Below are 24,671 nucleotides of genomic sequence, written 5' to 3'. Positions count from 1 at the left end.
AAAAGGAAAGACCATGCCCTACCGCGCCCCCGTTTCAGATTTCCGGTTTTTGTTTGACCATGTGGTCGGGCTGGATCAGGTGGCCGCGACCGATCTGTTCGCCGAGGCAACGCCAGATATGGTCGAGGCGATTTTGAACGAGGCGGGAAAATTGAGCGGCAAGGTGCTGGACCCGTTGCAGCGTGCCGGTGATCTGAACCCCGCCGTTCTGGAAAACGGCAAGGTGCGGTGCAGCCCCGGTTTTGCCGAAGGATACCGCGCGATTGCAGATGGCGGCTGGATCGGCATTTCCGCACGGCCCGAAAGCGGCGGCATGGGCCTACCGATGGCCGTTACCACAGCGGTAAATGAAATGATGGCGGGGGCCTGTCTGGCAATGCAGTTGAACCCGCTGATGTCGCAGGGCCAGATCGAGGCATTGGAGCATCACGCCAGCGACAAGATCAAGGCGCTGTACCTGCCCAAACTGATCAGCGGCGAATGGCACGGCACGATGAACCTGACTGAACCGCAGGCTGGCTCGGACGTCGGCGCATTGCGCAGCAAGGCCGAACCGAACGGGGATGGCACCTATGCGATTACCGGCACCAAGATTTTCATCAGCTGGGCCGATACGGATTTCATTGCCAACACCTGCCATCTGGTGCTGGCGCGTCTGCCGGACGGTGTGCCGGGAACCAAAGGCATCAGCCTGTTCATGGTGCCCAAACTGATCCCTGATGCAGACGGCAACCCGGGTGTGGCCAACAGCCTGAAGGTGGTGTCGCTGGAACACAAGATGGGCCTGCACGCCAGCCCCACTGCCGTGATGGAATATGAGGGCGCGACCGGCTGGCTGGTGGGTGAACCCCATCAGGGTATGAAAGCAATGTTCACCATGATGAACAACGCCCGTCTGGGGGTTGGCGTTCAGGGGCTGGGCGCGGCGGAAGGGGCGTATCAACATGCGCTGGCCTATGCGCTGGAGCGCAAACAGGGGCGCACACCGCTGGGGGAAGGCACCATTGTGGATCACGCCGATGTGCGCCGGATGCTGCTGACGATGAAGTCGGAAATCCATGCGGCCCGTGCGATTACGCTGGCCTGCGGGGTGGCGATTGATATGGCCAATGCAACCGCTCAGACCGAGTGGAAAACCCGCGCGGCGTTTCTGACGCCAATCGCCAAGGCCTATGGCACCGACACAGGCACGAAGGTGGCCAATCTGGGACTGCAAGTGCATGGCGGCATGGGCTATATCGAAGAAACGGGCGCGGCCCAATATGTCCGCGACGTGCGCGTGACCGAGATTTACGAAGGCACCAACGGTATCCAGTCGATGGACCTTGTGGCGCGCAAGATGATGGACGGCGGCGAGATGGCCTTTCGTCTGATCGACGAGATCGAGGCAAACGCCGAAGCCGTGCGCGGGGATTTCCCCGATATGGCCGGTGCGGTCTGGGATGCGGCAGAAACCCTGCGCGAGGCCACCGAATGGCTGGTGTCGCAGGACGATATAAACGAACGCTTTGCCGGCGCCGTGCCCTATCAAAAGGCATTCGCCCGCGTGCTGGGTTCACATTTTCATCTGAAAACGGCAGTGGCCGAGGGTGGCAAGGGGCCACGCAGCGAACTGGCGCGGTTCTATATCGCCCGTCTGTTGCCGGAACACGCAGCGCTTTTGATCCATGCCAAAGCGGGCGCCAAGGGCTTGTATAGCATATCGGTTGATGATCTATCGGCCTGATGGATCACCCGATTGCCAGCATTCGCTACCCGTATGAAACCCCACCCGCCGAGGGCGAGGCGATAGAAGTTGCTGATGGTGTGCTGTGGATGCGCCTGCCGCTGCCAATGGCGCTGGACCATGTGAACATCTATGCGCTGGACGGTGGCGATAGCTGGACCATCATCGACACCGGTTTTGATACCCGCCGCAGTCGTGCCATCAGGCAAAAGCTGCTGAAGGGACCGCTAGCGGGCAAACCTGTTTCCCGCGTGATCGTTACCCACCACCATCCAGACCACGTTGGGCTGGCGGGCTGGTTTCAGGCCGAATATGGGGCCGAGTTGCGGACCACCCGCACCGCGTGGCTGTTTTCACGCATGTTGACGCTGGATGTGCAAGACCGGCCTACGCCGGAAACGCTGGCGTTCTGGCGATCCGGCGGGATGGATGCAGCGATCTATGACAAACGGGCCAACGAGCGCCCCTTCAATTTTGCCGATGTGGTTGCGCCGATGCCGCTGGGGTTCAAACGAATCAAACAGGGCGATGTGCTCCGCATTGGCGGGCGGATGTGGGACGTGCATATCGGCAACGGCCACGCGCCCGAACACGCGACGTTCTGGAGCAGGGACGACAACCTTGTGCTGGGCGGCGACCAATTGTTGCCCTCGATTTCCCCCAACATCGGCGTTTATGCCACCGAACCCGATGCAGATCCGGTGGCCGACTGGCTGGAATCCTGCGAACGGCTGGCCCCGCTTGCCCGCGAGGATCAACTGGTTCTGGGCGGCCACAAGTTGCCGTTCATCGGCCTGCCCACCCGCCTGCGTCAGCTGATCGAAAACCACCACGGTTGCCTGAAACGGCTGGCGGAACATCTGCAAACGCCGCGTGTGGCCTCGGACTGTTTTGCGCCGCTGTTCAAACGCAAGATCGGCGAAGATGTCTATGGCCTTGCCTTGGTCGAGGCGATGGCCCACCTTAACCACATGCTTGCCACCGGGCAGGCACATCGGGAAATGCGCGAGGATGGCGCGTGGCTGTGGTCTTTGAAAGGGTAGGGAATGGCAAAGAAACCCTGGGATAAATCCTGTTCCGAACCGCGTGCCCATGTGGTGCATCTGGACCCCGACGCGCCCGAAACTGCGGAAAACAAACCGCTGCCCGAAGGCATTGCAAACAAGCCGGTTGATGACAAAAGCCCCGCCGAATGGGCCTATGAACGGCTGGTCATTTATATCCAGAATTTCGAAGAACAACTGGACAATGAACACGAGGTTGCGGTGGGATTTGTTGGCGGCGATGCCGGTGTTTTGCGGATCGAGGGGCTGGGATTTTTCGACCCCGACATCGTGACATTTTACGGACAGGATGGCGGTGGCACCAAGACCCAGCTGATCCAGCATGTTACGCAACTTAGTGTGATGTTGCGCGCAGTTCCCAAGGTGGCGGATGCCGCCGAACCCAACAGGATCGGCTTTCGGCTGGTGGCGGATCTGAAGGCGGAATAAGGCCGGATTATCCATGCGTGACAGACGCGGAAAAATCGTTTATTCCGGTTGGGCGAACTGGAGAAAAGGAAACGGAAATGTCTGAATTTAAACATGGATCAATGGATACATCCGCACAGGAAAAAACCTTTCACGGGTTTTTAAGATTTGCCGGGTACGGGCTGCTGGGCGCGTTGGTGTTTTTGTTTTTTCTGGGATTGATACGAGGCTAACCCGTATTTTAAGGGTGACGGAGTGACGAATGCGTAAATTATTGCTGGGCCTTTTGCTGCCCCTGATTCTGGCGGCTTGTGGCGCGGCCGAGCCAAAATGGGCGCCTGACGCGGATGTAGCGCGGGTGCGGTATCACCACGATGGCCCGCCCTCGATCACCTTGTTCACCGTGATTTCAAACCGCACAGGCAGCGGGGCACATGCGGGTCTGATGATCAACGGCTCGCAGCGGGTGCTGTTCGATCCGGCCGGGACGTGGTGGAGTCCCAGCATCCCCGAACGCAACGACGTGCATTATGGCATCACGCCGCGTGTGCTGAGCTATTACATCGATTACCATACCCGCGTGACCTATCACACGGTGATGCAAACGGTTGAAGTGTCGCCCGAAGTGGCCGAAATGGCCATTCGCGCGGTCGAGGCACATGGGGCAGCACCAAAGGCGTTTTGCACCAAAAGTATTACGCAGGTGTTGCGCACTTTGCCGGGGTTTGAAAGCATAAAAGAGACGTTCTATCCGAAGAAGGCAATGCGGGAATTCAGCCAAATTCCGGGCGTGGTGGAACATACGGTCTATGATGATGACGAGGACGACAATTCGGGACTGTTGAAAGAACAGCAGAAGAACCGGTATTAGGGGTGGCGGGGTGAACCCCGCCCTACGCCATCACTTGCAGCATCACGAACAGGGTGGCACCGCCGCCGAGAATTGCCAGCAGCAGGTTTTTGAACATCACACCTAACAGCACCGTCACTGCCGCCGCCATCAGGCGGGGCAGGTCGGGGTTTCCGCCTGTGGCCTCGGGCCACAGCACCAGCGGGGCAACCAGACCGGGCAGCACGGCAACCGGCGTATAGCGCAGATGGCGCAGCACCCAGGGGGGCAGGTCGCGATCCCCGATCAGGCCGATAAAGGAAAACCGGATCAGATAGGTGCCAATTGCCACCAGCGCGATAACGGTCCAGATTTCTGCGTTGCCCATAGTCATGCCCGCCGCCTTTCCACCATCAGTTCCACCTGTGCGCCGACCATCATCGCCACCAGTGCCGCCACCATCAGTCCCAGATTAAAGGGCAGGAACGCCAGCACCAGCGTCAGCAGAACCGAGGTAAACGCCGCCGCCACATGTGCCGCCGTTTTCAGCATCGGCCCGACCAGCGCCAAAAAGGTGATCGGCACCGCGAAATCCAGCGCATAGTCCTGCGGGATACGGTTGCCGACCAACGCGCCGACCAATGTGCCGCCATACCAAAGCGGCATATTCAGTACCATCGTGCCGAAGAAATAGGCAACGCGGGCGGGTGGTGTCAGGTCCGGTTCGGTTTCGTATTTCAGCAATCCAATGGCATAGCTTTGATCAACCAGCACATAGGATATGAACGCCCGCTGCCAGAACGGCACCCCGCGCAGGTATGGCGCGATCGAGGCCGAATACATCGCCATCCGCAGGTTTACCGCCAGCGCTGTGGCAACGATAATCAGCAGCGGCGCGTTGTCGGCGATCAGTTGCACGGCGGCAAACTGGGCCGCCCCTGCAATCACCGCCACGCTAAAGCCGAAGGTTTGCAATGGTGACAGGCCGGCCTCGGTTGCGACCACGCCGAACAGCATCGCGAAAGGGGCGACCACCACGATAAAGGGCAGGCTGTCACGGATACCTTGCAGAAAGGCGCGTTTTGTGGTGGTCATTTTCGTTCCGTTCGCTAATCTTGCTTTCCGGAGTAGGGTGTTTTTGGGGAACATGTAAATGGCAAATAACGACCATCTGACCGACTATCTGATCGCGCCCGATCCCGAGGCCGCGCGGCTGACCCGTGCGGTGCCTGCGGTGGATCATCTGGGGCAGGTGCAAGAGGTGCGCGTGATCGAGGAGCGCCCGCTGACAATTTTCCTGAACAAACGCGAGATCGTCACGGCGATGACCATCGGCGATTACCCCGATTATCTGGCGCTGGGGTTCCTGCGCAATCAGGGGATGCTGGCCGAGGACGAGGAAATTACCGGCGTCGATTTTGACGAGGAACTGGAAACCGTTGTGGTGCGGACCGCCGTTGAAACCGATTACGAGGATAAACTGGCCCGCAAAACCCGCACGTCGGGCTGTGCCGTGGGCACGGTGTTTGGCGATATGATGGAGGGGTTGGCGGGGGTGAAATTGCCCGATGCCGAACTGCGCACATCCTGGCTTTATGCGCTGTCGGACAAGATAAATCGCACGCCGAGCCTATATCTGACCGCTGGTGCGCTACACGGTACGGTGCTGTGCGAGAAGGACCGCCCGCTGGTCTATATGGAGGACGTGGGGCGACATAACGCGGTGGACAAGGTGGCGGGCTGGATGCTGTCCAACAACGTCACGGCGGCGGACAAGATCCTCTATACCACGGGCCGGTTGACCAGCGAGATGGTGATCAAAACGGCGATGATGGGAATACCGGTTCTGGCCTCGCGTTCGGGCTTTACCGCTTGGGGCGTGGAGATTGCCAATCAGGTCGGTTTAACGCTGATCGGGCGGATGCGCGGGCGGCGGTTCCAGTGCCTTGCGGGGGCTGAACGGCTGGTGCGTGATGCGGACCCCTCATCGGTGCCGGACGAGGACAAGAAACATCGTCGCAAGGGGGCGTATGAGGGATGAAGGCTCCTTTGGGTGTGATACTGGCGGGCGGTCTGGCGCGGCGCATGGGCGGTGGTGACAAGGGGTTGCTGATGCTGGGCGGCCAAAGCCTGCTGTCACGGGTGATTGAACGGCTGGAACCGCAAGTGGCCGGTCTGGCGATCAATGCAAATGGCGATGCGGGGCGGTTCGCTGAATACGGGCTGCCGGTGGTGGCCGACAGTGTTGAGGGGTTCGCGGGGCCTTTGGCGGGGGTTCTGGCCGGTCTGGACTGGGCCGCAGGGCAGGGGGCGGAGCATATCGTGACCGCCGCCGCCGACACACCGTTTTTCCCCGCCGATCTGGTGCCGCGCTTGCAACTGGCGGCCGAAACCCAAGGCGTGCCGATTGCCCTTGCCGCCACTCCGCACCCCACACGCGGGATGTTGCGCCAGCCCACCTTTGGCCTGTGGCCGGTCGCCCTGCGTGATGACCTGCGGGTAGCGCTGACCGACGGGGTGCGCAAGATCGTGCAATGGACCGACAGCCACGGTGCGGCATTAGCGCCGTTTGACGTGCAGGGGTTCGATCCCTTCTTTAACGTCAACACGCCCGAGGATATGACACGGGCAGAAGAATTGCTGACAGGGGAAAAGGCATGAGGGTTTTCGGGGTTGTTGGCTGGAAGAATTCGGGCAAAACCGGTCTGATGGAACGGCTGGTGGCCGAGATCACATCGCGCGGGTTCACTGTGGCGACACTGAAGCACGCGCATCACAGTTTTGACGTCGATCATCAGGGCAAAGACAGCTACCGCCACCGCGAGGCAGGGGCAACCGAAGTGCTGCTGGCCTCGCGCCAGCGCTGGGCGTTGATGCACGAACTGCGCGGGCAGGACGAACCCGTGCTGGAACAATTGCTGGCGCATCTGTCGCCCAATGATCTGGTGCTGATCGAGGGCTACAAGCGCGACGATCACCCCAAGATCGAGGCCAACCGCAAAGCCACGGGCCAACCCCTGCTGGCGCTCGAGGATGAAACCGTGCGGGCCGTGGCCAGTGACAATGACCCGCAAGGCCTGTCGGTGCCGGTGTTCAATCTGGATGACACCGTGGCGATTGCGGATTTCATTTTGCAGGAAACAGGGCTGGTTGCCAAACCGGTTGCGGGCGTTCCCGACATCGCCGCACCTGTTATGAAAGACGACTGTTTTGCCCTGCCGCCCGGTGTGGAATGGATGCCTGTGGATGATGCCCTTGCGCATCTGAAGGATCGTCTGGGGCTGGTTGTCGGAACCGAAGAAATCGCCGTGCCAGATGCCGCTGGCCGCGTGTTGGCGGTGGACCAGATGGCGCTGCGCTCGAACCCGCCCGGCGCCAATTCGGCGGTGGATGGATATGGATTTGCCCATGCCGACACCATGGATGGCCCACAGGTTTTGCCGCTGGTCGATGGCCGCGCGGCCGCTGGCGAGCCGTTTGAAGGTGTGGTGCCTGCGGGCCATGCGATCCGCATTCTGACCGGCGCGCTGATCCCCGAAGGGGTCGATACCGTGGTGATGCAGGAAGACGTGAACGTGCAGGACGGGCATGTCGCGTTTCAGGGGCCGGTCAAACCGAACGCCAACACCCGTAAGGCGGGCGAGGATGTCGAGGCGGGGCAGTTGGCCTTGGCTGCGGGTCACAAACTGCGTAGCCCCGATCTGGCCTTGCTGACCGGTTTGGGTGTTGCCAGTGTGACGGTTTACAAACGCCTGCGGGTCGGGGTTCTATCGACTGGTGATGAAATCGTGCCTGCCGATGGCGGTGCATCGCCCAAGGGCAAAACCTATGACGCCAACCGCCCGATGCTGTTGGCGCTGGCGGCGGAATGGGGCCACGAAGCTGTCGATCTGGGCCATGTGAAGGATGACCGCGCGCTGCTGAAAACCTGTCTGGATGATGCCCGCGAAAAGGTGGATGTGATTCTGACCTCGGGCGGGGCCTCGGCGGGGGACGAAGATCATGTTTCCGCCCTGTTGAAAGAAGAAGGCGCGCTCGAGGCATGGCGCATCGCACTGAAACCCGGGCGACCGCTGGCGTTGGGCATGTGGCACGGGGTGCCGGTGTTCGGCCTGCCGGGCAACCCCGTCGCGGCCTTTGTCACCGCGGCAATTTTCGCCCGCCCTTCATTGTCGGCCCTGTCCGGCGCGGGCTGGGTCACGCCGCAAGGGTTCATGGTGCCTGCTGCCTTTAGCAAATCCAAAAAACCGGGCCGGCGTGAATATTTGCGGGCGCGGATGGGTGCGGACGGACGGGTCGAGGTGTTCAAATCCGAAGGCTCGGGCCGGATATCGGGGCTGGCGTGGGCCAATGGTCTGGTGGAACTGCCCGACGGCGCGCTGGATATCAACGAAGGCGACATGGTGCGCTTTTTGCCATACGGCAGCCTTGGTATTCCCGATTAACCTGAACGGGGCTTGCACCGCGCAACATCCGGCGGCTATGGTTTCCTGTGGCTAAGAAAACAGTGAAAAAGAAACCCGCGGCCAAGAAAAAGCCGAAGAAGGACGCGCCCGCCGAAAAGCGGCGTTTTCGCCCGCTCCGGTGGGTGATGAAATGGGCGTTTCGCGCCGGTCTGGTGTTTGCTGCTCTGATGGTTCTGGCCGTGGTTTTCTATGCCTTTGTAAACCCGCCAACCACCCCCTACATCTGGTCCGAATCCCGCCGTCTGGACGGGGTTGACCGCATGTGGGTGCCGATCGACGAAATCGCCCCTGTTATGGCACGGTCGGTCGTCGCCGCCGAGGATGCGAATTTCTGCAATCACTGGGGCTTTGACATGGTCGCGATCCGGGCGGCAATCGATTCCGGCGCCAACCGTGGCGCATCAACCATCAGCCAGCAGGTGGTGAAGAATACCTACCTTTGGCAGGGCCGCAGCTGGACCCGCAAGGCGCTCGAGGCCTTGATGACACCGCTAATCGAGGCCGTCTGGACCAAGCGCCGGATACTCGAGGTTTACCTGAACATTGCTGAATTTGACGAAGGCGTGTTCGGGGTCGAGGCGGCGGCGCGGCATTACTTTGGCGTTGGCCCCGAAGACCTGACCCCGACACAGGCCGCGCGCCTTGCCGCCGTGTTGCCAAATCCCAAGGGGCGGTCGGCGTCAAAGCCCACGGCATTTATCCGCAAACGCACCCGCGCGATCATCAGCGGGGCGGCAACCATCCGCGCGGATGGGCGGTCGGCCTGTTTCGAAGGTTGATATGTGTGGCCAATCACGGCTAATACAAAAGAAAAAACCGAGTGGTATTTGCAATGAACCGACTTTTCCACGTTCCGCTATCCCCCTATTGCCGCAAGGTGCGCCTGTCCTTGGCGGAAAAGAAGATCGAGGTCGAACTGGTCGAGGAAAAATACTGGGAGCAAGACCCGGATTTCCTGCGCCGCAATCCGGCGGGCAAGGTGCCGGTGCTGAAAATGGACGGCATGACAATGGCCGAATCCGCCCCGATCTGCGAATATCTGGAAGAGGCATATCCAGAGCCCGCCCTGCTGCCCAAAGACCCCAAACAGCGTTACGAGGTGCGGCGGCTGGTCAGCTGGTTTGACGATAAATTCCATCACGAGGTTACCGCCAACCTGCTGTATGAGCGGGTGAACAAAAAGGTGATGGGGCAGGGGTATCCGGACAGCAAGAACATCAAGGCCGGTGCCAAAAAGATCAAATTCCATCTGGATTATATGGGCTGGTTGCTGGATCAGCGCCGCTGGCTGGCAGGCGGGCAAATGACGCTGGCCGATTTCGCCGCCGCTGCACATCTGTCATCGCTGGATTATATTTCAGACGTCGACTGGAACCGCAACGAAAACGTGCGCGAATGGTATGCCAAGATCAAATCGCGCCCCGCGTTCCGGTCCATTCTGGCCGATCAGGTGTCGGGCTTTCCGCCGCCTGCCCATTACGCGGATCTGGATTTTTGACGGCCGAGCTAAAGGCGCGGCTGGTTGATTTCGCCCTGAACGAGGGGTTCTCCAAGGTAGGTATCTGTCGCCCGTGGGACGTGCCACAGATTGCCGAGCGCCTGAAAACCTATGTCAAAAAGGGGCGCCACGGCCAGATGGGCTGGATGGCGGAACGGATGAACTGGCGCGGTGATCCGGCGGAACTGTGGCCCGAGGCAAAATCGGTGATCATGCTGGCCGAACCTTACACGCCCGACCATGACCCGATGCAGGTGGTCGGGATGCCGGACAGGGGCGCGATTTCGGTCTATGCCCAAAACCGCGACTACCACGATATTGTCAAGAAACGGCTGAAACGGGTCGGGCGCTGGCTGCTGGAACAGGAACCTAAGGCGCAGATCAAAGTGTTCGTCGATACCGCGCCGGTGATGGAAAAACCGCTGGCGGCGGCGGCTGGGCTGGGCTGGCAGGGCAAGCACACCAATCTGGTCGGGCGCGATCTGGGAAGCTGGTTCTTTCTTGGGTCGATCTTTACCACCGTTGAATTGCCGACCGACGAACGGGCAAGTGAAACCTGCGGCAGTTGCACCGCCTGTCTGGACGCCTGCCCGACCAACGCGTTCCCCGCGCCCTACCAACTGGATGCGCGGCGCTGCATTTCCTATCTGACGATTGAACACTGGGGACCGGTGGATTTGGAATTCCGCACCGCCCTTGGCAACCGCATCTATGGTTGCGACGATTGCCTTGCCGCCTGCCCGTGGAACAAATTCGCAGCCGAGGCCCGCGAGATGCGCTATATCGCCCGCGATGAACTGCTGGCGCCAAAGCTGGCAGAGCTGGCGGTGCTGGACGATACCGCCTTTCGCGAAATGTTTTCCGGCAGTCCGGTCAAGCGGATGAAACGGGGCCGGTTCGTGCGCAATGTTTTGTATGCCATCGGCAATTCCGGCGATTCTGCCCTGCGCGATGTCGCCGCCGGATTGGTGAATGACGAAGAGGAAATGGTCGCCGATGCCGCCCGCTGGGCCGTTGAACGGCTAACAGCATGAGGCCCGCGCGCGGCATATTGCTGATCGTGCTGGCGGTGACGGTGTTTTCCCTGATGTCCGCCTTTGTCAAAGCCGCCGGAAGGGTGCCCGCAGGCGAGGCGGTGTTCTTTCGCTCGGCCTGTGCATTGCCGATCATCCTGATCTGGCTGGCCTCGCGCGGTGATCTGAAACACGGGTTGCACACACAAAACTATCGCGGCCACATCTACCGCAGCGTGGCAGGGACGCTGGCGATGGGGCTGGGCTTTGCCGGTCTGAAATTCCTGCCTCTGCCCGAGGTCACGGCCCTGCGGTTTATCACCCCGATCCTGATTGTGATCTTTGCAGCCATCCTGCTGGGCGAACGCATCCGCATGGTGCGTCTGGCGGCGGTTTTGGCGGGGCTGGTCGGGGTGCTGATCATCCTGTGGCCGCGTCTTGATGCCGGGTTTGCAGGCGCGGGGCGGCGCGAATTGATCGGGGCGGGGATGGTGCTGGCATCGGCCGGATTTGCCGCTTTTGCGCAGATCGCGATCAAAAGCATGGCGGGGATCGAGAAAACTGCGGCCATCGTGTTCTATTTCTCGATGACATCGATGGTTCTGTCGCTGTTTTCGCTGCCCTTCGGCTGGGTCTGGCCGGTGGGGATGGAGTGGTTTTACCTGATCGGCGCGGGCGTGGTTGGCGGGGTTGGGCAGATATTGCTGACCAGCAGCTACCGCTTTGCCGATGCCAGCACCTTGGCGCCGTTCACCTATGTGTCGATGATCTGGTCATTGCTGATCGGCTATTTCGCCTTCGGCGAGGTGCCCACATGGGCGATGCTGGCCGGTGCCGCATTGATCATCCTGTCGGGCGTGGCCATCGTGTTTCGCGAACGGCAGTTGGGGCTGGCCCGCACCGCCATGCGCAATGTTACCAAACCGCGCTAAGAAGCCTTGCGAATGATGGCGATGTAAAACCCGTCCATGCCGCCCATATCCCCCCAGTAATCGGGGCGCAGCCGCAGGCCGCCTTCAGGGGTGGCCCATGCCGGATCAAGCCCCGTTAACGTGATAGGCTCGACCGAAATATCCTTATGCCGCTTCAACGCGTCCTCGACCTGGATTTCGCCTTCATCCGGCAACAGCGAGCAGGTGCAAAACACCAGTCGCCCGCCGGGTTTCAACTGGCTTAGGGCGTGATCAATCATACATTCCTGCAAGGCAAACAACGCGGGAAAACCCGCGCCATCCTTGGCGTGGGGCAAATCGGGATGCCGCCGGATCGTGCCCGTCGCGGTGCATGGCGCATCCAGCAGGATCGCGTCAAACAGCGCCTCGCGCCACTCCAGCGCGTCCGTAACCCGCAAGGTTGCATCCAGCCCTGTGCGCTCCAGATTTTCGCGCACCCGTGCCATCCGCTTTTTGGAGACATCAATCGCCACCACATCGGCCCTTGCCGCGGCCAGTTGCATCGTTTTGCCACCGGGGGCGGCGCACATATCCAGCACCCGTTCACCGGCCTGTGCGTTCAAAACCTTGGCGGGGATTGCGGCGGCGGCGTCCTGCACCCACCAGTCGCCTGCCTCATATCCGGCAAGGGCCGAGACCTGACCAGCCCCCAACACCCGCACTGATCCAGTCGGCAACACTGTGCCGCCAACCGCCTTGGCCAGCGGCGCCGCATCCCCTTTGGGGGTCAAATCCAGCGGCGCGCCCTTGGCAAAGCTGGCTTCCATCGCCTCGACGGTTTTCTTGCCGTAATCGGCCACCAGCGGTTTGCGCAACCATTTCGGCAATCGCGGCAGCGGCAGCTTGTCCCACGCCGCCACGTCGATCTTGCGCAGCACCGCGTTGACCATGCCCGAGGCGCGATGATTTACCTTGTCCGCCTTGACCATCGACACCGCCGAATTCACCACCCCGTGCGCCGCCGCGCCATCGACGCACAGTTCCACCACGGACAGGCGCAACACATTATGCACCATCAGGTCCGGTTTGCGTTGCAGGAACGGCCCCAGCATCCGGTCGGCCCGGTCCATCCAGCGCAGGGTTTCCATTACCAACCGCTGTGCGCGGGCCTTTTCGGATGGGTCCAGCCTGTCCAGCGCACCGGTCACCAACAGTTCGGGTAGCAACGCGCCTTTGCCCAACACCCCGTCCAGCAATCGAACCGCCGCGCGGCGCGGGTTTAGACCGGGTTGGGACATGGTGTATTCCTTTGTTGAAGTGCCTGTGTTTCGGCCTATATCATAGGGGCAAGCTGAACAAGAGATGAGCCATGCCCGATACGTGCCCAGATACCCCCAAAGACCTGCCCCCCGCTGCCCAACGCGCGCTGAAGGAAGCCGAGGAGCGCCGCCAAAAGGCCAAAGCCGCAGAACTGCCCAAAGAACTGGGCGGCCGCGACGGTCCGGAACCTGTGCGCTATGGCGATTGGGAGAAGAAGGGGATCGCGGTGGATTTTTGAGGGGGCATACTTCTACCGAAGTGGACAGTGATCATTTGCAATAGATGTCTGGGTAGTGTCGCGAGTTTGGTGGAAATTCGAGGACGGCGTAATCTCCGGGTGCATCGAAGCCACCCAACCGGCGGCTGGAACCGCCAAGGAGATCACGCCATGACAAAGAATACAGCAACATCGACATCCGCGCTACTGGCCAATGAAGCAGGCTATGACCCGATTGAAGACCGGCTGCGCCAGAACATCCGCGCGACGATCGAGGCGGTTTTCGAAGAGGAGCTGGAGCAGTTTCTGGGCCGTTGCCGGTATGGCCGCAGCGGCGGGGCAAAGGCCGGATACCGCCACGGGCATCGCGAGCGGCAACTGGTCGGAACATTTGGAACCGAAACGGTGCGCGTGCCGCGTGCGCGGATCACAGGCGAGGCCGGCAAGGCCAGAGAATGGCGCTCGAAGGCATTGCCCCGCTACCAGCGGCTGACGAAGAAGGCCGAGGCGCTGATCGCTGCTGTCTACCTTTCGGGCACCAACACACGGCGGGTAAAACGCGCCCTGTTCGGCCTGTTTCAGGGGGCGGTCAGCAAGGATGTGGTGAGCCGCGCCTGGCGCAAGGTGAAGGTGGACTGGCAGGCGTGGTGCGCCCGCAGCCTTGCGGATGAAGACATCGTGCGGCTGATCCTGGACGGCACCGTGATCAAAACGCGGATTGACAGGAAGGCCACCAATATCTCGGTTCTGGCCGCGATTGGCGTGCGCCGGGATGGGCAGAAGGTCTTGTTATCACAGATGAACATGGGCGGCGAAAGCACCTCCGCCTGGCGTCAGTTCATCAACGATCTGGATGCGCGCGGGTTGAAACGGCCCGAATTTGTCATCGTGGACGGGGCACCGGGACTTGAGGTCGCTCTCATTGCCCTCTGGGGTGAAGATCTGCCGATCCAGAGGTGCACGGTGCACAAGCACCGCAACCTTCTGGCCAAGGCACCCAAGCGTATGCATGATGAGTTGACAGAAGATTACCGCGACATGATCTACGCCAAAACACCCGAGGAAATCGCCACCCGCCGCAAGGCATTTCTGCGAAAATGGCGGCTGAAATGCAAGGCCGTCGCTGACAGCTTGGAAGAAGCAGGAGATAAGCTTTTCACCTTCACGCGTCTGCCACAAGGCCAGTGGAAATCGGCCAGAACGACAAATGCGATCGAACGCCTGAACGAGGAATTCCGCCGCCGCATCAAGACCCAGACCGTGCTGCCATGCGCCGAGACCGTGCCGATGCTGCTTTGGGCTCTGATGGCCTCGGGGCAGATCGTCATGCGAAAGGTCGATGGCTGGGAAACGCTCGCTCAGCCCGTCGCCGACGCAACCCTTGACCAAGCCGCCTGACCGGCGCATAATTCAACCCGCTCGGAGGTGCCTGAAATCAATTTCCACCACTTTCGAGACACAACCGATGTCTGACACCCACATCAAGTATCGCTTACAGGATCCCTGTATATCCCTATACCAGTGACCAGTCCTTCATATTCAAAAACTGACATAGACGCCAAATCATCTTCACAACTCCAGTGCCCCATTCCCTCAATTTGGTGGTCGGGTATCTCATCTCGTATCAGTTCACAGGAAAATATTTCTTCAAATTCACGAATACCTATCTCGGAAAGAGCGCGGCCATCAGGCAAGATAGCATCATCTGTTTCAATACTTACCAGATCTGAAAAATTCACACGCCCACGGGGGTTCCCTATAAAGTTTAATACAACTCTAAATGAATTACATTTGGCAACAAAACTTAGCGATGTATCCCATTTCTTTTTGGCACCTAGAGAATACTCGTCAACGGTAACGTTAGCATCTTCAACCTCCCAGCCTTTCAAAGCTACACAAAAATCCTGAAAGTCCATATCGACATAAAAGGGGTGGACCCCGCGAAGCAGAACCAGTTGCCCTGCTTTATTCTTGTTGCCATTGTTTGGGGCCATAAATGGTTCCTATCGGAGACAGTGTGACAATTGTCCTTTTGAACGATACATCTTTAATTTCCACATTTGGTAATTATGCCCACATTTCCCTCACTGCGATTAGCGCATCTTCCTTAGAAGAAAACCACTCTTGCTGTTGCGAACTATCATCAGAATCCAGAACACTGTCCAAAGGGTTGTGTCTCGAAAGTGGTGGAAATTGATTTCAGGCACCTCCGAGCGGGTTGAGTTATGCGCCGGTCAGGCGGCTTGGTCAAGGGTTGCGTCGGCGACGGGCTGAGCGAGCGTTTCCCAGCCATCGACCTTTCGCATGACGATCTGCCCCGAGGCCATCAGAGCCCAAAGCAGCATCGGCACGGTCTCGGCGCATGGCAGCACGGTCTGGGTCTTGATGCGGCGGCGGAATTCCTCGTTCAGGCGTTCGATCGCATTTGTCGTTCTGGCCGATTTCCACTGGCCTTGTGGCAGACGCGTGAAGGTGAAAAGCTTATCTCCTGCTTCTTCCAAGCTGTCAGCGACGGCCTTGCATTTCAGCCGCCATTTTCGCAGAAATGCCTTGCGGCGGGTGGCGATTTCCTCGGGTGTTTTGGCGTAGATCATGTCGCGGTAATCTTCTGTCAACTCATCATGCATACGCTTGGGTGCCTTGGCCAGAAGGTTGCGGTGCTTGTGCACCGTGCACCTCTGGATCGGCAGATCTTCACCCCAGAGGGCAATGAGAGCGACCTCAAGTCCCGGTGCCCCGTCCACGATGACAAATTCGGGCCGTTTCAACCCGCGCGCATCCAGATCGTTGATGAACTGACGCCAGGCGGAGGTGCTTTCGCCGCCCATGTTCATCAGTGATAACAAGACCTTCTGCCCATCCCGGCGCACGCCAATCGCGGCCAGAACCGAGATATTGGTGGCCTTCCTGTCAATCCGCGTTTTGATCACGGTGCCGTCCAGGATCAGCCGCACGATGTCTTCATCCGCAAGGCTGCGGGCGCACCACGCCTGCCAGTCCACCTTCACCTTGCGCCAGGCGCGGCTCACCACATCCTTGCTGACCGCCCCCTGAAACAGGCCGAACAGGGCGCGTTTTACCCGCCGTGTGTTGGTGCCCGAAAGGTAGACAGCAGCGATCAGCGCCTCGGCCTTCTTCGTCAGCCGCTGGTAGCGGGGCAATGCCTTCGAGCGCCATTCTCTGGCCTTGCCGGCCTCGCCTGTGATCCGCGCACGCGGCACGCGCACCGTTTCGGTTCCAAATGTTCCGACCAGTTGCCGCTCGCGATGCCCGTGGCGGTATCCGGCCTTTGCCCCGCCGCTGCGGCCATACCGGCAACGGCCCAGAAACTGCTCCAGCTCCTCTTCGAAAACCGCCTCGATCGTCGCGCGGATGTTCTGGCGCAGCCGGTCTTCAATCGGGTCATAGCCTGCTTCATTGGCCAGTAGCGCGGATGTCGATGTTGCTGTATTCTTTGTCATGGCGTGATCTCCTTGGCGGTTCCAGCCGCCGGTTGGGTGGCTTCGATGCACCCGGAGATTACGCCGTCCTCGAATTTCCACCAAACTCGCGACACTACCTGTGTTGGGTCATCAGTGGTATCCTTCGTCAGGGTTAACTTTGCCACGGAACACCCAATAGGCGTATCCGGTGTATCCAAGGATCACAGGCATCAGGGCCAGCGTGCCATATAGGGTGAAGCGCAGGCTCGAGTCCGGTGCTGCGGCCTCCCAGATGCTGACAGACGGGGGCACGATGTTGGGGTAGAAACTGATCCCGACGCCGACAAAACTGACCACGAATATCAGCAGAGAGGCGATGAAGGGGCGGGCTTCGTGACCCGCTTTCAGGCTGCTGAACAACAGCCAAGTCAGGGCCATCATCGCCAGTGGCACGACCATTGTATAAAGGCTGCCGGGCAGGTTGAACCAACGCTGGAAGTAGACCGGATCCTGAAACGGGGTCAGCACCGAGACGGTGCCGATTGCGGCCAGTGTGATCATGCCCAGCATGGTGGCCTTTTCACGCATCATTTGTTGCAACGCGCCTTCGGTTTTCAGGATCAGCCATGTTGACCCCAGCAAGGCGTAACCGACAACCACGGACAGGCCGGTCAGCACAGTGAACGGGCTAAGCCAGTCCCACCAGCCACCGGCATAGGCACGGTCCACCACGTTAATCCCCTGCACAAATGCGCCAAGGGTAATGCCCTGCATCATTGCTGCGATGGTTGATCCGGCGGCAAATCCAACCTCCCACACCGGTTTCCAGCGTTTGGTGCAGCCACGGTACTCAAAGGCAACCCCGCGGAATATCAGTGCCAGCAGCATGGTTATGATCGGCATGTACAGGGCGGGCAGGATGATGGCATAGGCCAGCGGGAACACGGCCAACAGGCCCCCGCCGCCAAGGATCAGCCATGTTTCGTTGCCATCCCAGACTGGCGCGATGGAATTCATCATCAGGTCTTTGTCCTGTTCGGATTTGGCAAAGGGAAACAGAATTCCGACACCAAGGTCGAACCCGTCAAGGACAACATATGTCAGCACGGCAAAGGCGATGATACCGGCCCAGATGAATGGTAGATCGAACAGCATTTCAGCCTCCTATGCGGGAACTGTGTTGGCGGGTGGGGTGGTCGGCGCGGGCGCATCCGGTGCCTGCTGCATCAGTCGGAAAACGTAGAACAGCCCGGCGCCGAAGACGAAGAAATAGACCCAGATAAAGGCTAGCAGCGATGCGCCCACGGCGGGCGCATCCACCGGCCCGATGGAATCGACCGTGCGCAACGCGCCATAGACGGTGAAGGGCTGGCGGCCGACTTCGGTGGTGATCCATCCGGCCAGCAGAGCGATAAAGCCGCTTGGTCCCATCAGAACCGAAACGCGGTGCAGCCATTTGTCTTGATAGAGGGTGCCGCGCCAGCGCCGCCACAGGCTCCAGCCGCCAATGCCCAGCATGGCAAAACCAATGGCGATCATAATGCGGAAGGACCAGAATAAAACGGTAACGGGCGGCTCGTCTGCATCCGGCACTGTGTCCAGCCCCGCGAGCGGTGCATTCAGATCATGTTTCAGGATCAGGCTGGACAACTTCGGAATTTGAATAGCGTAGTCGATGCGCTTTTCCTGCGGGTTCGGGATGCCAAACAGGATCAGAGGGGCGCCGTCAGGGTGGCTGTCGTAGTGACCTTCCATCGCCATCACCTTGGCGGGCTGGTGTTCCAGTGTGTTCAACCCGTGCGCGTCACCGGCAATGATCTGGATCGGGGCAACAATCGCCGCCATCCACATCGCCATGGAAAACATTCGCATGGTTGCGCCATTGTTGCGGTCCTTCAAAAGATGCCAGCCAGCAACAGCAGCAACCGCAAAGGATGTGGACAGGAACGCTGCCAGCACCATATGCACTAGACGGTAGGGGAAGGACGGGTTGAATATGATCGCCCACCAATCCTGGGGTATGAACTGCCCCGCCTCGTTGATGGAATAGCCCGCAGGCGTCTGCATCCAGGAATTGGCCGACAGAATCCATGTGGCCGACATCAGTGTGCCGATCGCCACCATTGCAGTTGCGAACATGTGCAGGCGCGGCCCCACCTTTTCACGGCCAAACAACATGATGCCCAGAAATCCAGCTTCCAGGAAAAAGGCAGACAAAACTTCGTAGGCCAGTAACGGGCCCAGGATGGGGCCGGTTTTGTCGGCAAATACGCTCCAGTTGGTGCCGAACTGGTAGGACATGACGATGCCCGAAACCACGCCCATGCCAAACACCACTGCAAATATCTTTTTCCAGTATTCAAACAGCGTCAGATAGGTGCGGTCCTGCGTGCGCAGCCAGAGGGCGTTTAGAACCGTCAGGAAACTGGCCAGCCCGATAGAAAAGGCCGGAAAGATGATATGGAACGAGATGGTAAAGGCGAATTGTGCCCGTGCCAGAGCCTCGGCTGTGAATCCGTCAAACATGGCGATGCCTCATAGTTATAATAGCCATATATATTTAATGGATACATGTTTAATAGAGATGCTTGCCATAAAGCAATATCTGAAATATATCTTTATTGTCGCACCTTGGAATAAGCGGAAATACCTATGAATCTAACGAGTTACACGAATTACGCTCTGCGCACGTTACAAATGGCTGCCCTGCATGACCCGAATCTGTTGCGGGTTGATGATGTAGCCAAGGTGCATAGGTTGGCCCGCCCGCACATCGTGAAAATCGTGCATCAACTGGGCAAGGCGGGCTATCTGGAAACCCAGCGCGGGCGTGGCGGCGGGTTTCGGCTGGCGCGGCCGGCGGACCAGATCAACGTTGGCGAAGTGGTGCGCCTGACCGAAGGTAATCTGGATGTGGTCGAGTGTTTCAACCCCAGCAAAAATACCTGCCTGCTGTCGGGCGTTTGCCGCCTGTCCTTTGCCATTCAAGAGGCCACATCCGCCTTTATGGCCGTTCTGGATAGGCTGACCATTGCCGACATCGCCGCCAATCGTGACGAGTTGCTGGAACGCAGTCGGGCGCTGGGCAAAGCCTAGCGACACGCCTGCGGCTGGGCTGAAAAACCGGGTGCGATCTTGGATAGATGGCGATAGGGCAATCCTTTGTCTCCTGTGGCCCCCACGGGCGCGATCTCCATCCAGTATTTGGTTTTGGTGAAATGCATCTGTTCGGCAATCCAGCCCAGACGATTTACCGTCAGCACCTTGCCGTTTGGTGCCTTGCACATCTCCAACAGGGCTATTGCCCCCACGATCGAGGGCATTTCGGTCTGCATCGCAATGAAGTTCCCTGTGGAATAAACCACCGGCACCACCTGCCCGCGCCCCGTATTCAACAGACGAAACGGTTGCACCGCATGGGGGTGGGTGCCCACGATTGCCGTAGCCCCCGCCGCTGCCAGATCACGGGCCAGCGCCACTTGCTGTGTGTCGGGAGTCGAGGAATATTCCTGCCCCCAGTGCGGCAGCACGATCACCGCCGCAACAGATGGATCGGCCGCCTCGCGTCGCACCAGCGACAGCAATTCGCTGCGATTGCCATAGCAAAGCAAAACCTGCCGTTTCGGATCAGGGTTGCCGTTGGTCGAAAAGCTGCACCCGATAAAGGAAACCGTGCCCAATGCCGTGCCCCGTCGCACCGCAAACCGCCGCGCCGCGCCCGACCGGATCGTTCCCACAGCCCCCAACCCCGCTTTGGACATTTCGCGCAATGTCATATCTGCGCCCAGTGACCCGCGATCCATCGCGTGGTTGTTCGCGGTGGTCATCAGGTCAAACCCCGAGGCTTTCAGTTCCTTCAAAATCTGTGGATGGTAGTTGAACATCGGAAAGCCGGTATAGACGCCGGTGCCATAAACCGGCCCCGGATCGCCCACCTGACGGCCCGATTGATCCACCCCCGGCGCAACGGGGCCTTCCATATTGCCGATGGTCAGATCACCCCACGCCAGATAGGGATCGGCCTGCGCCCACATCTTGCGAAAACCATACCGATAGCCGGTTTGCTGGATCGGCCAATGCAGCAACACATCGCCCACGATGGTCAGCCGGACCCGTTCGGAATCGGCGCAAGGATTGACCGGCGGAGCCTGAAACGCCGGTTTGGGCACACATTGCCCGCCGGTTTGCACCTGCTGCTCGGGCACACAGCCCGCCAATAGCATCAGGGCCATCAGACCCCGTCCCAATGTCCGTAACATCACCGCTCCTTGCCTGTTGTTACGGGTATCTTAGGGCAAGGGGGCGAGGGAATAAACGGGGATGTTCTTGACTGGCAAGGTATCCCGCTGTTTGCCACCCCTCGACCGTCAGATTATACGCCCACAGCGGCTCGACCAAAGCCTCGGACAAAACCACCTCGGACCATGAGCCGACATCATTCAGCAAACGATCCCCCCACTGGTAATAAAACTTGCATCCCGCCCCAAGCCGTGAAAACTGCTGCGGATGAAACTCGGAATTTTCACCCTCGTTCTGGCCTATATGCTCAGCCAGTTTTACCGCGCTTTTCTGGCGGTGCTGACGCCTGCGTTAAAGGCGGATATCGGGGCGTTGCCGGATGATTTGTCGCTGGCCTCGGGGATGTGGTTTCTGGCCTTTGCGGTGATGCAATTGCCGGTCGGATGGGCGCTGGACAAGATCGGGCCAAAGCGCACCGCGTCGATCCTGCTGGCCTTTGGCGGGGCCGGTGGCGCGCTGGTGTTCGGACTGGCGCAATCGCCGCTGCATATCATCATCGCGATGGTGCTGTTGGGGATCGGATGCGCGCCGGTGTTGATGGCCTCTTTCTACATCTTCGCCCGCAGCTTTCTGCCCGTTGTGTTTGCCTCGCTTGCCGGGGCGATCATCGGGTTCGGGTCACTGGGCAATATCGCCAGTTCCCTGCCGATGACATGGGCCAGTGAAACATTCGGTTGGCGCGAGACATTGTTTGCGCTGGCGGCCATTACGCTGGCTGTTGCGCTGGCAATCCTGCTATTTGTCAAAGATCCGGAAACACCGGCGCATGAACAGGATGCCCAAGGCTCTGTTTTCAGCCTGCTGAAAATGCCCGCGCTGTGGCTAATCTTCCCGATGATGACGGTGAATTACGCGGCCGCTGCCGGTATCCGCGGCCTGTGGATCGGGCCCTACCTGAGCGATGTGTTTACCGCCGATGCGGCAATGATCGGCAAGGCGACGCTGGCAATGGGGCTGGCGATGGCGCTGGGAAATTTCGTTTACGGACCGCTGGATCGTTTGTTCCCGACCCGCAAGTGGATCGTGTTCTGGGGCAATCTGGCGGCGGCGATTTCGCTGCTTTCGCTGTATTTTCTGCCTGCCAGCAACCTGTGGTTTTCCATTGCGATGATGGCGGCTGTGGGTCTGTTTGCCGCCAGCTTTGCTGTGATCATCGCGCATGCGCGGGCCTTTATCCCGCCGCATCTGACGGGGCGGGGGGTGACATTGCTGAACCTGTTCGGGATTGGTGGCGCGGGCATCCTGCAATCGCTAAGCGGGCGGGTACATGGGGCGGCTTTGGTCGGCGCAACGGATCCCGCACAGCCCTATCAGGCGCTATTCCTGTTCTTTGGCGGGGCGGTGCTGGTGGGTGTGTTAATCTATGGGGAACCTCTGTAAATTCCCGTTTTCGCCTTCTTCGCGGCGGGGTGGACGGTTTTTCGCCTGTCCCGCCTGATTGCTTCGGATCATAAACCCATTTTCACCGGTTTCAAGCCGGTTTTGGGTATTTCAGGCACACCTCACCCCATGAACCCTTATCCCGGCGCCGCCAGGCCGCATTCGAACTGGACGAAGCGCTTCATGTTGTAGACCAGGTTCATCATCCCGATGCGAAATCGCGCCCGCTTCAGGCCGATGGAGCGGATCAGCTTGCCGCCCATGGAGCGCTCCTGAAAAGCGAATACATGCTCGACCCGGACCCGCACTTTCGAGCGCCTCCGGTTGGCCTTTTGCTGGCGCTCGCCAAGCGGCTTGCCGCGCCTGCCCTTGTGATGGATATGGCTGTGAAGCCCCCGCTCTTCCAGCTCGCTTTCGATCTTTTGCGAGCGATAGGCGCTGTCGGCCCACAGGTCCGATGAGGTGTTGCTCGCATCAATCAGACCGGCAAGCGCCTGGCTGTCATGCACGGCGGCATCGGTGACATCATAAGCGCGGATGAATTTGTGCCGCCGGTCGACATTGATGTGGTTCTTGTAGCCGTAATAGCTCTTGCCGTGCTTCTTCGTCCAGCGCGCATCCACGTCCTTCTGGCGCTTCTTGTGGGGTTTTTCCTCCCACTCTTCAGGCGTTTCGCCCGCCTTGATTTTCTCGTTCTCGTCCCTTTTGTTGTGCTGGCGCGGCGCCGGAACGATGCTCGCATCAACAATCTGCCCGCCCATCGCCAGATAGCCCTTTTCGCGCAGAAAGGCATCGAACTTGTCAAACAGCTCCTTCATCTTCCCGGCCCCGGCCAGCCTTTCACGGTAGGCCCAGATGGTCTTGGCGTCAGGTACGCTGTCTTCAATGCCAAGGCCGAGAAACCGCATGAACGACAGGCGGTCGCGGATCTGATACTCGATCTGATCGTCAGAGAGGTTGTAGAGCTGCTGCAAAACCATCGTCTTGAATATCAGCACCTCATCCCAAGGCGGGCGGCCAGCGTTGGATTTGCGCTGTTCGGGCGGCGTGCGCCATATGGCCTTCAGCTCGTCCCGGTAATCCTCGAACGGCACCATGTCGTTGAGCAACACCAGCGGATCACCAGATTTGTCCAGTCCCGCGTATCGGCTGGAAAGATCAAAAAATCCCATCTGACCCATGACAAAACCCCGTCGGTCGAATCATTTTCATCCTGATGACGATTCTACCCCGTCAGGCCGGATTTTGGGGGATTTTTAGAGGTTCCCTAAGGAATATGATTATGCCAGATACTATTGTGTATCCAAAATTTTCCGAGTCGATCAGTGGCAATTTGCTGGTCTACAGAAACAGCAAACTGGTCCATGTGGAACCGGGGGGCGTGTCACAGCTGATCAGTGCGTTCGGAACCGGATCGGGCGAAGGGGCAGGGGCGGCGGCAACCGGTTCCGGTGCGCTTAGCCGGTCCAGATCGCGCAGCCGGTCCCGCAGTCGCTCAAGATCACGCAGCCGGTCGCGGTCCCGCAGCAATGTGGCGGCAGCAGGGGGCGGTGCACCGTTACAGAACTGGTACGAATTTCGCGAGCTGTTCTGGGCGCAATTGCCAGAAGAATTGAAGGCAAAACGGTTTGCCTGGGAAAACCTGCCATTGCCCGCCCCGCCGGATCAGGATGAAACTTTTATCAAAGAGATCAAGCATTTACATAAATATCAAAAACGCTTGATGAAAGACCCTTTGCGTCAGTCCGAAATCATGGATCAGGCAACGACCGAAGATATCAGCGATATTTTACGGCCAATGGGGATTGAAGAACTGGGCGGGTATGGTGCCACTGAAACCCTGATCCGGACGGTGATTGATGTCGCAGGCGTTGTCGGGTTTCACTACAAGGACAAATTCAGCCGCACACGGCCAAACCTGATTGATCCGACATTACGCCCCTTTGTCGGCAACCCGCCGCATAATGCCTATCCGTCAAACCATACATTCCAGATGTATTCCGTCGCCGAGGTTCTGTCGCGCATGGTACCCGAAGTCGGGGCGATGCCGGAATTGTTCTTTAGTTGCGCAACGGGTGGGTGAAAACCGCGAATATGCCGGTATCCACTACCCGTCTGACACAGATGCAGGCCGTT

26 protein-coding genes are annotated in these 24,671 nt (G+C 59.4%); 17 read left to right on the top strand and 9 right to left on the bottom strand.

From position 1 onward, the window contains the following. The first annotated feature begins 13 nt into the window (after positions 1-13). The 5 genes from ACQY4M_RS12095 to ACQY4M_RS12075 all read left to right on the top strand — a co-directional run bounded on the left by ACQY4M_RS12095 (position 14) and on the right by ACQY4M_RS12075 (position 4,069). The gene (locus ACQY4M_RS12095; RefSeq protein WP_428544260.1) at positions 14-1,726 is read left to right on the top strand and encodes an acyl-CoA dehydrogenase; all 1,713 of its coding nucleotides are present in this window, start codon (positions 14-16) and stop codon (positions 1,724-1,726) included. Beyond that, a complete protein-coding gene (locus ACQY4M_RS12090; RefSeq protein ID WP_428544257.1) occupies positions 1,726-2,769 on the top strand; it encodes an MBL fold metallo-hydrolase in 1,044 nt (347 codons plus the stop codon). Before ACQY4M_RS12095 ends, ACQY4M_RS12090 begins: the two co-directional genes overlap by 1 nt. 3 nt (positions 2,770-2,772) lie before the next feature. After that, positions 2,773-3,219: a DUF6173 family protein gene (locus ACQY4M_RS12085; RefSeq protein ID WP_428544254.1), complete on the top strand. Its 447-nt coding sequence runs from the start codon at positions 2,773-2,775 to the stop codon at positions 3,217-3,219. Between the two features lie 77 nt (positions 3,220-3,296). Then, entirely contained in the window at positions 3,297-3,431 is a 135-nt protein-coding gene (locus ACQY4M_RS12080) for an aa3-type cytochrome c oxidase subunit IV (protein WP_428544513.1), read from the top strand. A gap of 29 nt (positions 3,432-3,460) precedes the next feature. Continuing rightward, positions 3,461-4,069, top strand: coding sequence for a hypothetical protein (locus tag ACQY4M_RS12075; RefSeq protein ID WP_428544251.1), 609 nt, complete (start codon positions 3,461-3,463; stop codon positions 4,067-4,069). 22 nt (positions 4,070-4,091) lie between these two features. Here ACQY4M_RS12075 and ACQY4M_RS12070 read toward each other — a convergent pair whose 3' ends face one another. Both ACQY4M_RS12070 and ACQY4M_RS12065 read right to left on the bottom strand, forming a co-directional pair. Next, the gene (locus ACQY4M_RS12070; RefSeq protein ID WP_428544248.1) at positions 4,092-4,421 is read right to left on the bottom strand and encodes an AzlD domain-containing protein; all 330 of its coding nucleotides are present in this window, start codon (positions 4,419-4,421) and stop codon (positions 4,092-4,094) included. Next, on the bottom strand, positions 4,418-5,122 hold the full coding sequence (locus ACQY4M_RS12065; RefSeq protein ID WP_428544245.1) for an AzlC family ABC transporter permease: 705 nt from the start codon (positions 5,120-5,122) through the stop codon (positions 4,418-4,420). Before ACQY4M_RS12065 ends, ACQY4M_RS12070 begins: the two co-directional genes overlap by 4 nt. Before the next feature lie 58 nt (positions 5,123-5,180). Here ACQY4M_RS12065 and ACQY4M_RS12060 point away from each other — a divergent pair, with 58 nt between their 5' ends. The 7 genes from ACQY4M_RS12060 to ACQY4M_RS12030 all read left to right on the top strand — a co-directional run bounded on the left by ACQY4M_RS12060 (position 5,181) and on the right by ACQY4M_RS12030 (position 11,936). After that, a complete protein-coding gene (locus ACQY4M_RS12060; protein ID WP_428544242.1) occupies positions 5,181-6,068 on the top strand; it encodes a formate dehydrogenase accessory sulfurtransferase FdhD in 888 nt (295 codons plus the stop codon). After that, positions 6,065-6,688, top strand: a complete 624-nt coding sequence (gene mobA, locus ACQY4M_RS12055) for a molybdenum cofactor guanylyltransferase MobA (RefSeq protein ID WP_428544239.1) — start codon at positions 6,065-6,067, stop codon at positions 6,686-6,688. Before ACQY4M_RS12060 ends, mobA begins: the two co-directional genes overlap by 4 nt. Further along, the gene (locus ACQY4M_RS12050) at positions 6,685-8,472 is read left to right on the top strand and encodes a bifunctional molybdopterin-guanine dinucleotide biosynthesis adaptor protein MobB/molybdopterin molybdotransferase MoeA (protein ID WP_428544236.1); all 1,788 of its coding nucleotides are present in this window, start codon (positions 6,685-6,687) and stop codon (positions 8,470-8,472) included. The genes mobA and ACQY4M_RS12050 overlap by 4 nt, the downstream gene beginning before the upstream one ends. Positions 8,473-8,534: 62 nt before the next feature. After that, complete coding sequence (mtgA, locus tag ACQY4M_RS12045; protein WP_428544233.1) at positions 8,535-9,272, top strand: monofunctional biosynthetic peptidoglycan transglycosylase; 738 nt, start codon at positions 8,535-8,537, stop codon at positions 9,270-9,272. 53 nt (positions 9,273-9,325) lie between these two features. Further along, a complete protein-coding gene (locus ACQY4M_RS12040; protein WP_428544230.1) occupies positions 9,326-9,991 on the top strand; it encodes a glutathione S-transferase family protein in 666 nt (221 codons plus the stop codon). Continuing rightward, on the top strand, positions 9,988-11,025 hold the full coding sequence (gene queG / locus ACQY4M_RS12035) for a tRNA epoxyqueuosine(34) reductase QueG (RefSeq protein WP_428544227.1): 1,038 nt from the start codon (positions 9,988-9,990) through the stop codon (positions 11,023-11,025). The genes ACQY4M_RS12040 and queG overlap by 4 nt, the downstream gene beginning before the upstream one ends. Beyond that, on the top strand, positions 11,022-11,936 hold the full coding sequence (locus tag ACQY4M_RS12030) for a DMT family transporter (protein WP_428544224.1): 915 nt from the start codon (positions 11,022-11,024) through the stop codon (positions 11,934-11,936). The genes queG and ACQY4M_RS12030 overlap by 4 nt, the downstream gene beginning before the upstream one ends. On the opposite strand, the gene ACQY4M_RS12025 is transcribed toward ACQY4M_RS12030, so the two are convergent. Next, positions 11,933-13,195, bottom strand: a complete 1,263-nt coding sequence (locus ACQY4M_RS12025; RefSeq protein ID WP_428544221.1) for an RsmB/NOP family class I SAM-dependent RNA methyltransferase — start codon at positions 13,193-13,195, stop codon at positions 11,933-11,935. The genes ACQY4M_RS12030 and ACQY4M_RS12025 overlap by 4 nt on opposite strands. 71 nt (positions 13,196-13,266) lie before the next feature. Here ACQY4M_RS12025 and ACQY4M_RS12020 point away from each other — a divergent pair, with 71 nt between their 5' ends. Both ACQY4M_RS12020 and ACQY4M_RS12015 read left to right on the top strand, forming a co-directional pair. After that, positions 13,267-13,455 carry a DUF1674 domain-containing protein gene (locus ACQY4M_RS12020; protein WP_428544218.1) on the top strand — a complete coding sequence of 63 codons (189 nt, stop codon included), beginning with the start codon at positions 13,267-13,269 and terminating at the stop codon, positions 13,453-13,455. Between the two features lie 150 nt (positions 13,456-13,605). Then, positions 13,606-14,832 carry an IS256 family transposase gene (locus ACQY4M_RS12015; protein ID WP_428539895.1) on the top strand — a complete coding sequence of 409 codons (1,227 nt, stop codon included), beginning with the start codon at positions 13,606-13,608 and terminating at the stop codon, positions 14,830-14,832. A gap of 83 nt (positions 14,833-14,915) precedes the next feature. Here ACQY4M_RS12015 and ACQY4M_RS12010 read toward each other — a convergent pair whose 3' ends face one another. From ACQY4M_RS12010 to ACQY4M_RS11995, 4 genes are all read right to left on the bottom strand, one after another. Then, positions 14,916-15,428, bottom strand: coding sequence for a hypothetical protein (locus tag ACQY4M_RS12010; RefSeq protein WP_428544215.1), 513 nt, complete (start codon positions 15,426-15,428; stop codon positions 14,916-14,918). A 240-nt stretch (positions 15,429-15,668) separates the two neighbouring features. After that, positions 15,669-16,895 carry an IS256 family transposase gene (locus ACQY4M_RS12005; RefSeq protein WP_428539582.1) on the bottom strand — a complete coding sequence of 409 codons (1,227 nt, stop codon included), beginning with the start codon at positions 16,893-16,895 and terminating at the stop codon, positions 15,669-15,671. Between the two features lie 111 nt (positions 16,896-17,006). Further along, positions 17,007-18,011, bottom strand: coding sequence for a cytochrome d ubiquinol oxidase subunit II (cydB, locus tag ACQY4M_RS12000; RefSeq protein ID WP_428544212.1), 1,005 nt, complete (start codon positions 18,009-18,011; stop codon positions 17,007-17,009). A 9-nt stretch (positions 18,012-18,020) separates the two neighbouring features. Then, entirely contained in the window at positions 18,021-19,382 is a 1,362-nt protein-coding gene (locus ACQY4M_RS11995) for a cytochrome ubiquinol oxidase subunit I (protein ID WP_428544209.1), read from the bottom strand. 126 nt (positions 19,383-19,508) lie between these two features. On the opposite strand from ACQY4M_RS11995, the gene ACQY4M_RS11990 reads away from it, so the two are divergent. Further along, positions 19,509-19,952, top strand: a complete 444-nt coding sequence (locus ACQY4M_RS11990; protein WP_428544206.1) for an RrF2 family transcriptional regulator — start codon at positions 19,509-19,511, stop codon at positions 19,950-19,952. On the opposite strand, the gene ACQY4M_RS11985 is transcribed toward ACQY4M_RS11990, so the two are convergent. Continuing rightward, entirely contained in the window at positions 19,949-21,115 is a 1,167-nt protein-coding gene (locus ACQY4M_RS11985; protein ID WP_428544203.1) for a CapA family protein, read from the bottom strand. The genes ACQY4M_RS11990 and ACQY4M_RS11985 overlap by 4 nt on opposite strands. Before the next feature lie 247 nt (positions 21,116-21,362). Here ACQY4M_RS11985 and ACQY4M_RS11980 point away from each other — a divergent pair, with 247 nt between their 5' ends. Beyond that, positions 21,363-22,535 (top strand): MFS transporter, encoded by a 1,173-nt coding sequence (locus tag ACQY4M_RS11980; RefSeq protein WP_428544200.1) that lies wholly within the window; start codon positions 21,363-21,365, stop codon positions 22,533-22,535. A 137-nt stretch (positions 22,536-22,672) separates the two neighbouring features. Here ACQY4M_RS11980 and ACQY4M_RS11975 read toward each other — a convergent pair whose 3' ends face one another. Further along, positions 22,673-23,716, bottom strand: a complete 1,044-nt coding sequence (locus ACQY4M_RS11975; RefSeq protein WP_428539227.1) for an IS5 family transposase — start codon at positions 23,714-23,716, stop codon at positions 22,673-22,675. A 200-nt stretch (positions 23,717-23,916) separates the two neighbouring features. Between ACQY4M_RS11975 and ACQY4M_RS11970 the strand changes: the two genes are divergently transcribed. Next, complete coding sequence (locus ACQY4M_RS11970; protein ID WP_428544197.1) at positions 23,917-24,618, top strand: hypothetical protein; 702 nt, start codon at positions 23,917-23,919, stop codon at positions 24,616-24,618. Positions 24,619-24,671 lie beyond the last annotated feature (53 nt).

The organism is Profundibacter sp., from assembly GCF_965277155.1.
Taxonomy (GTDB): Bacteria; Pseudomonadota; Alphaproteobacteria; order Rhodobacterales; family Rhodobacteraceae; genus Profundibacter.
The sequence above is the reverse complement of the archived record's forward strand: the minus strand, read 5'-3'. Positions and strand labels throughout refer to the sequence as shown.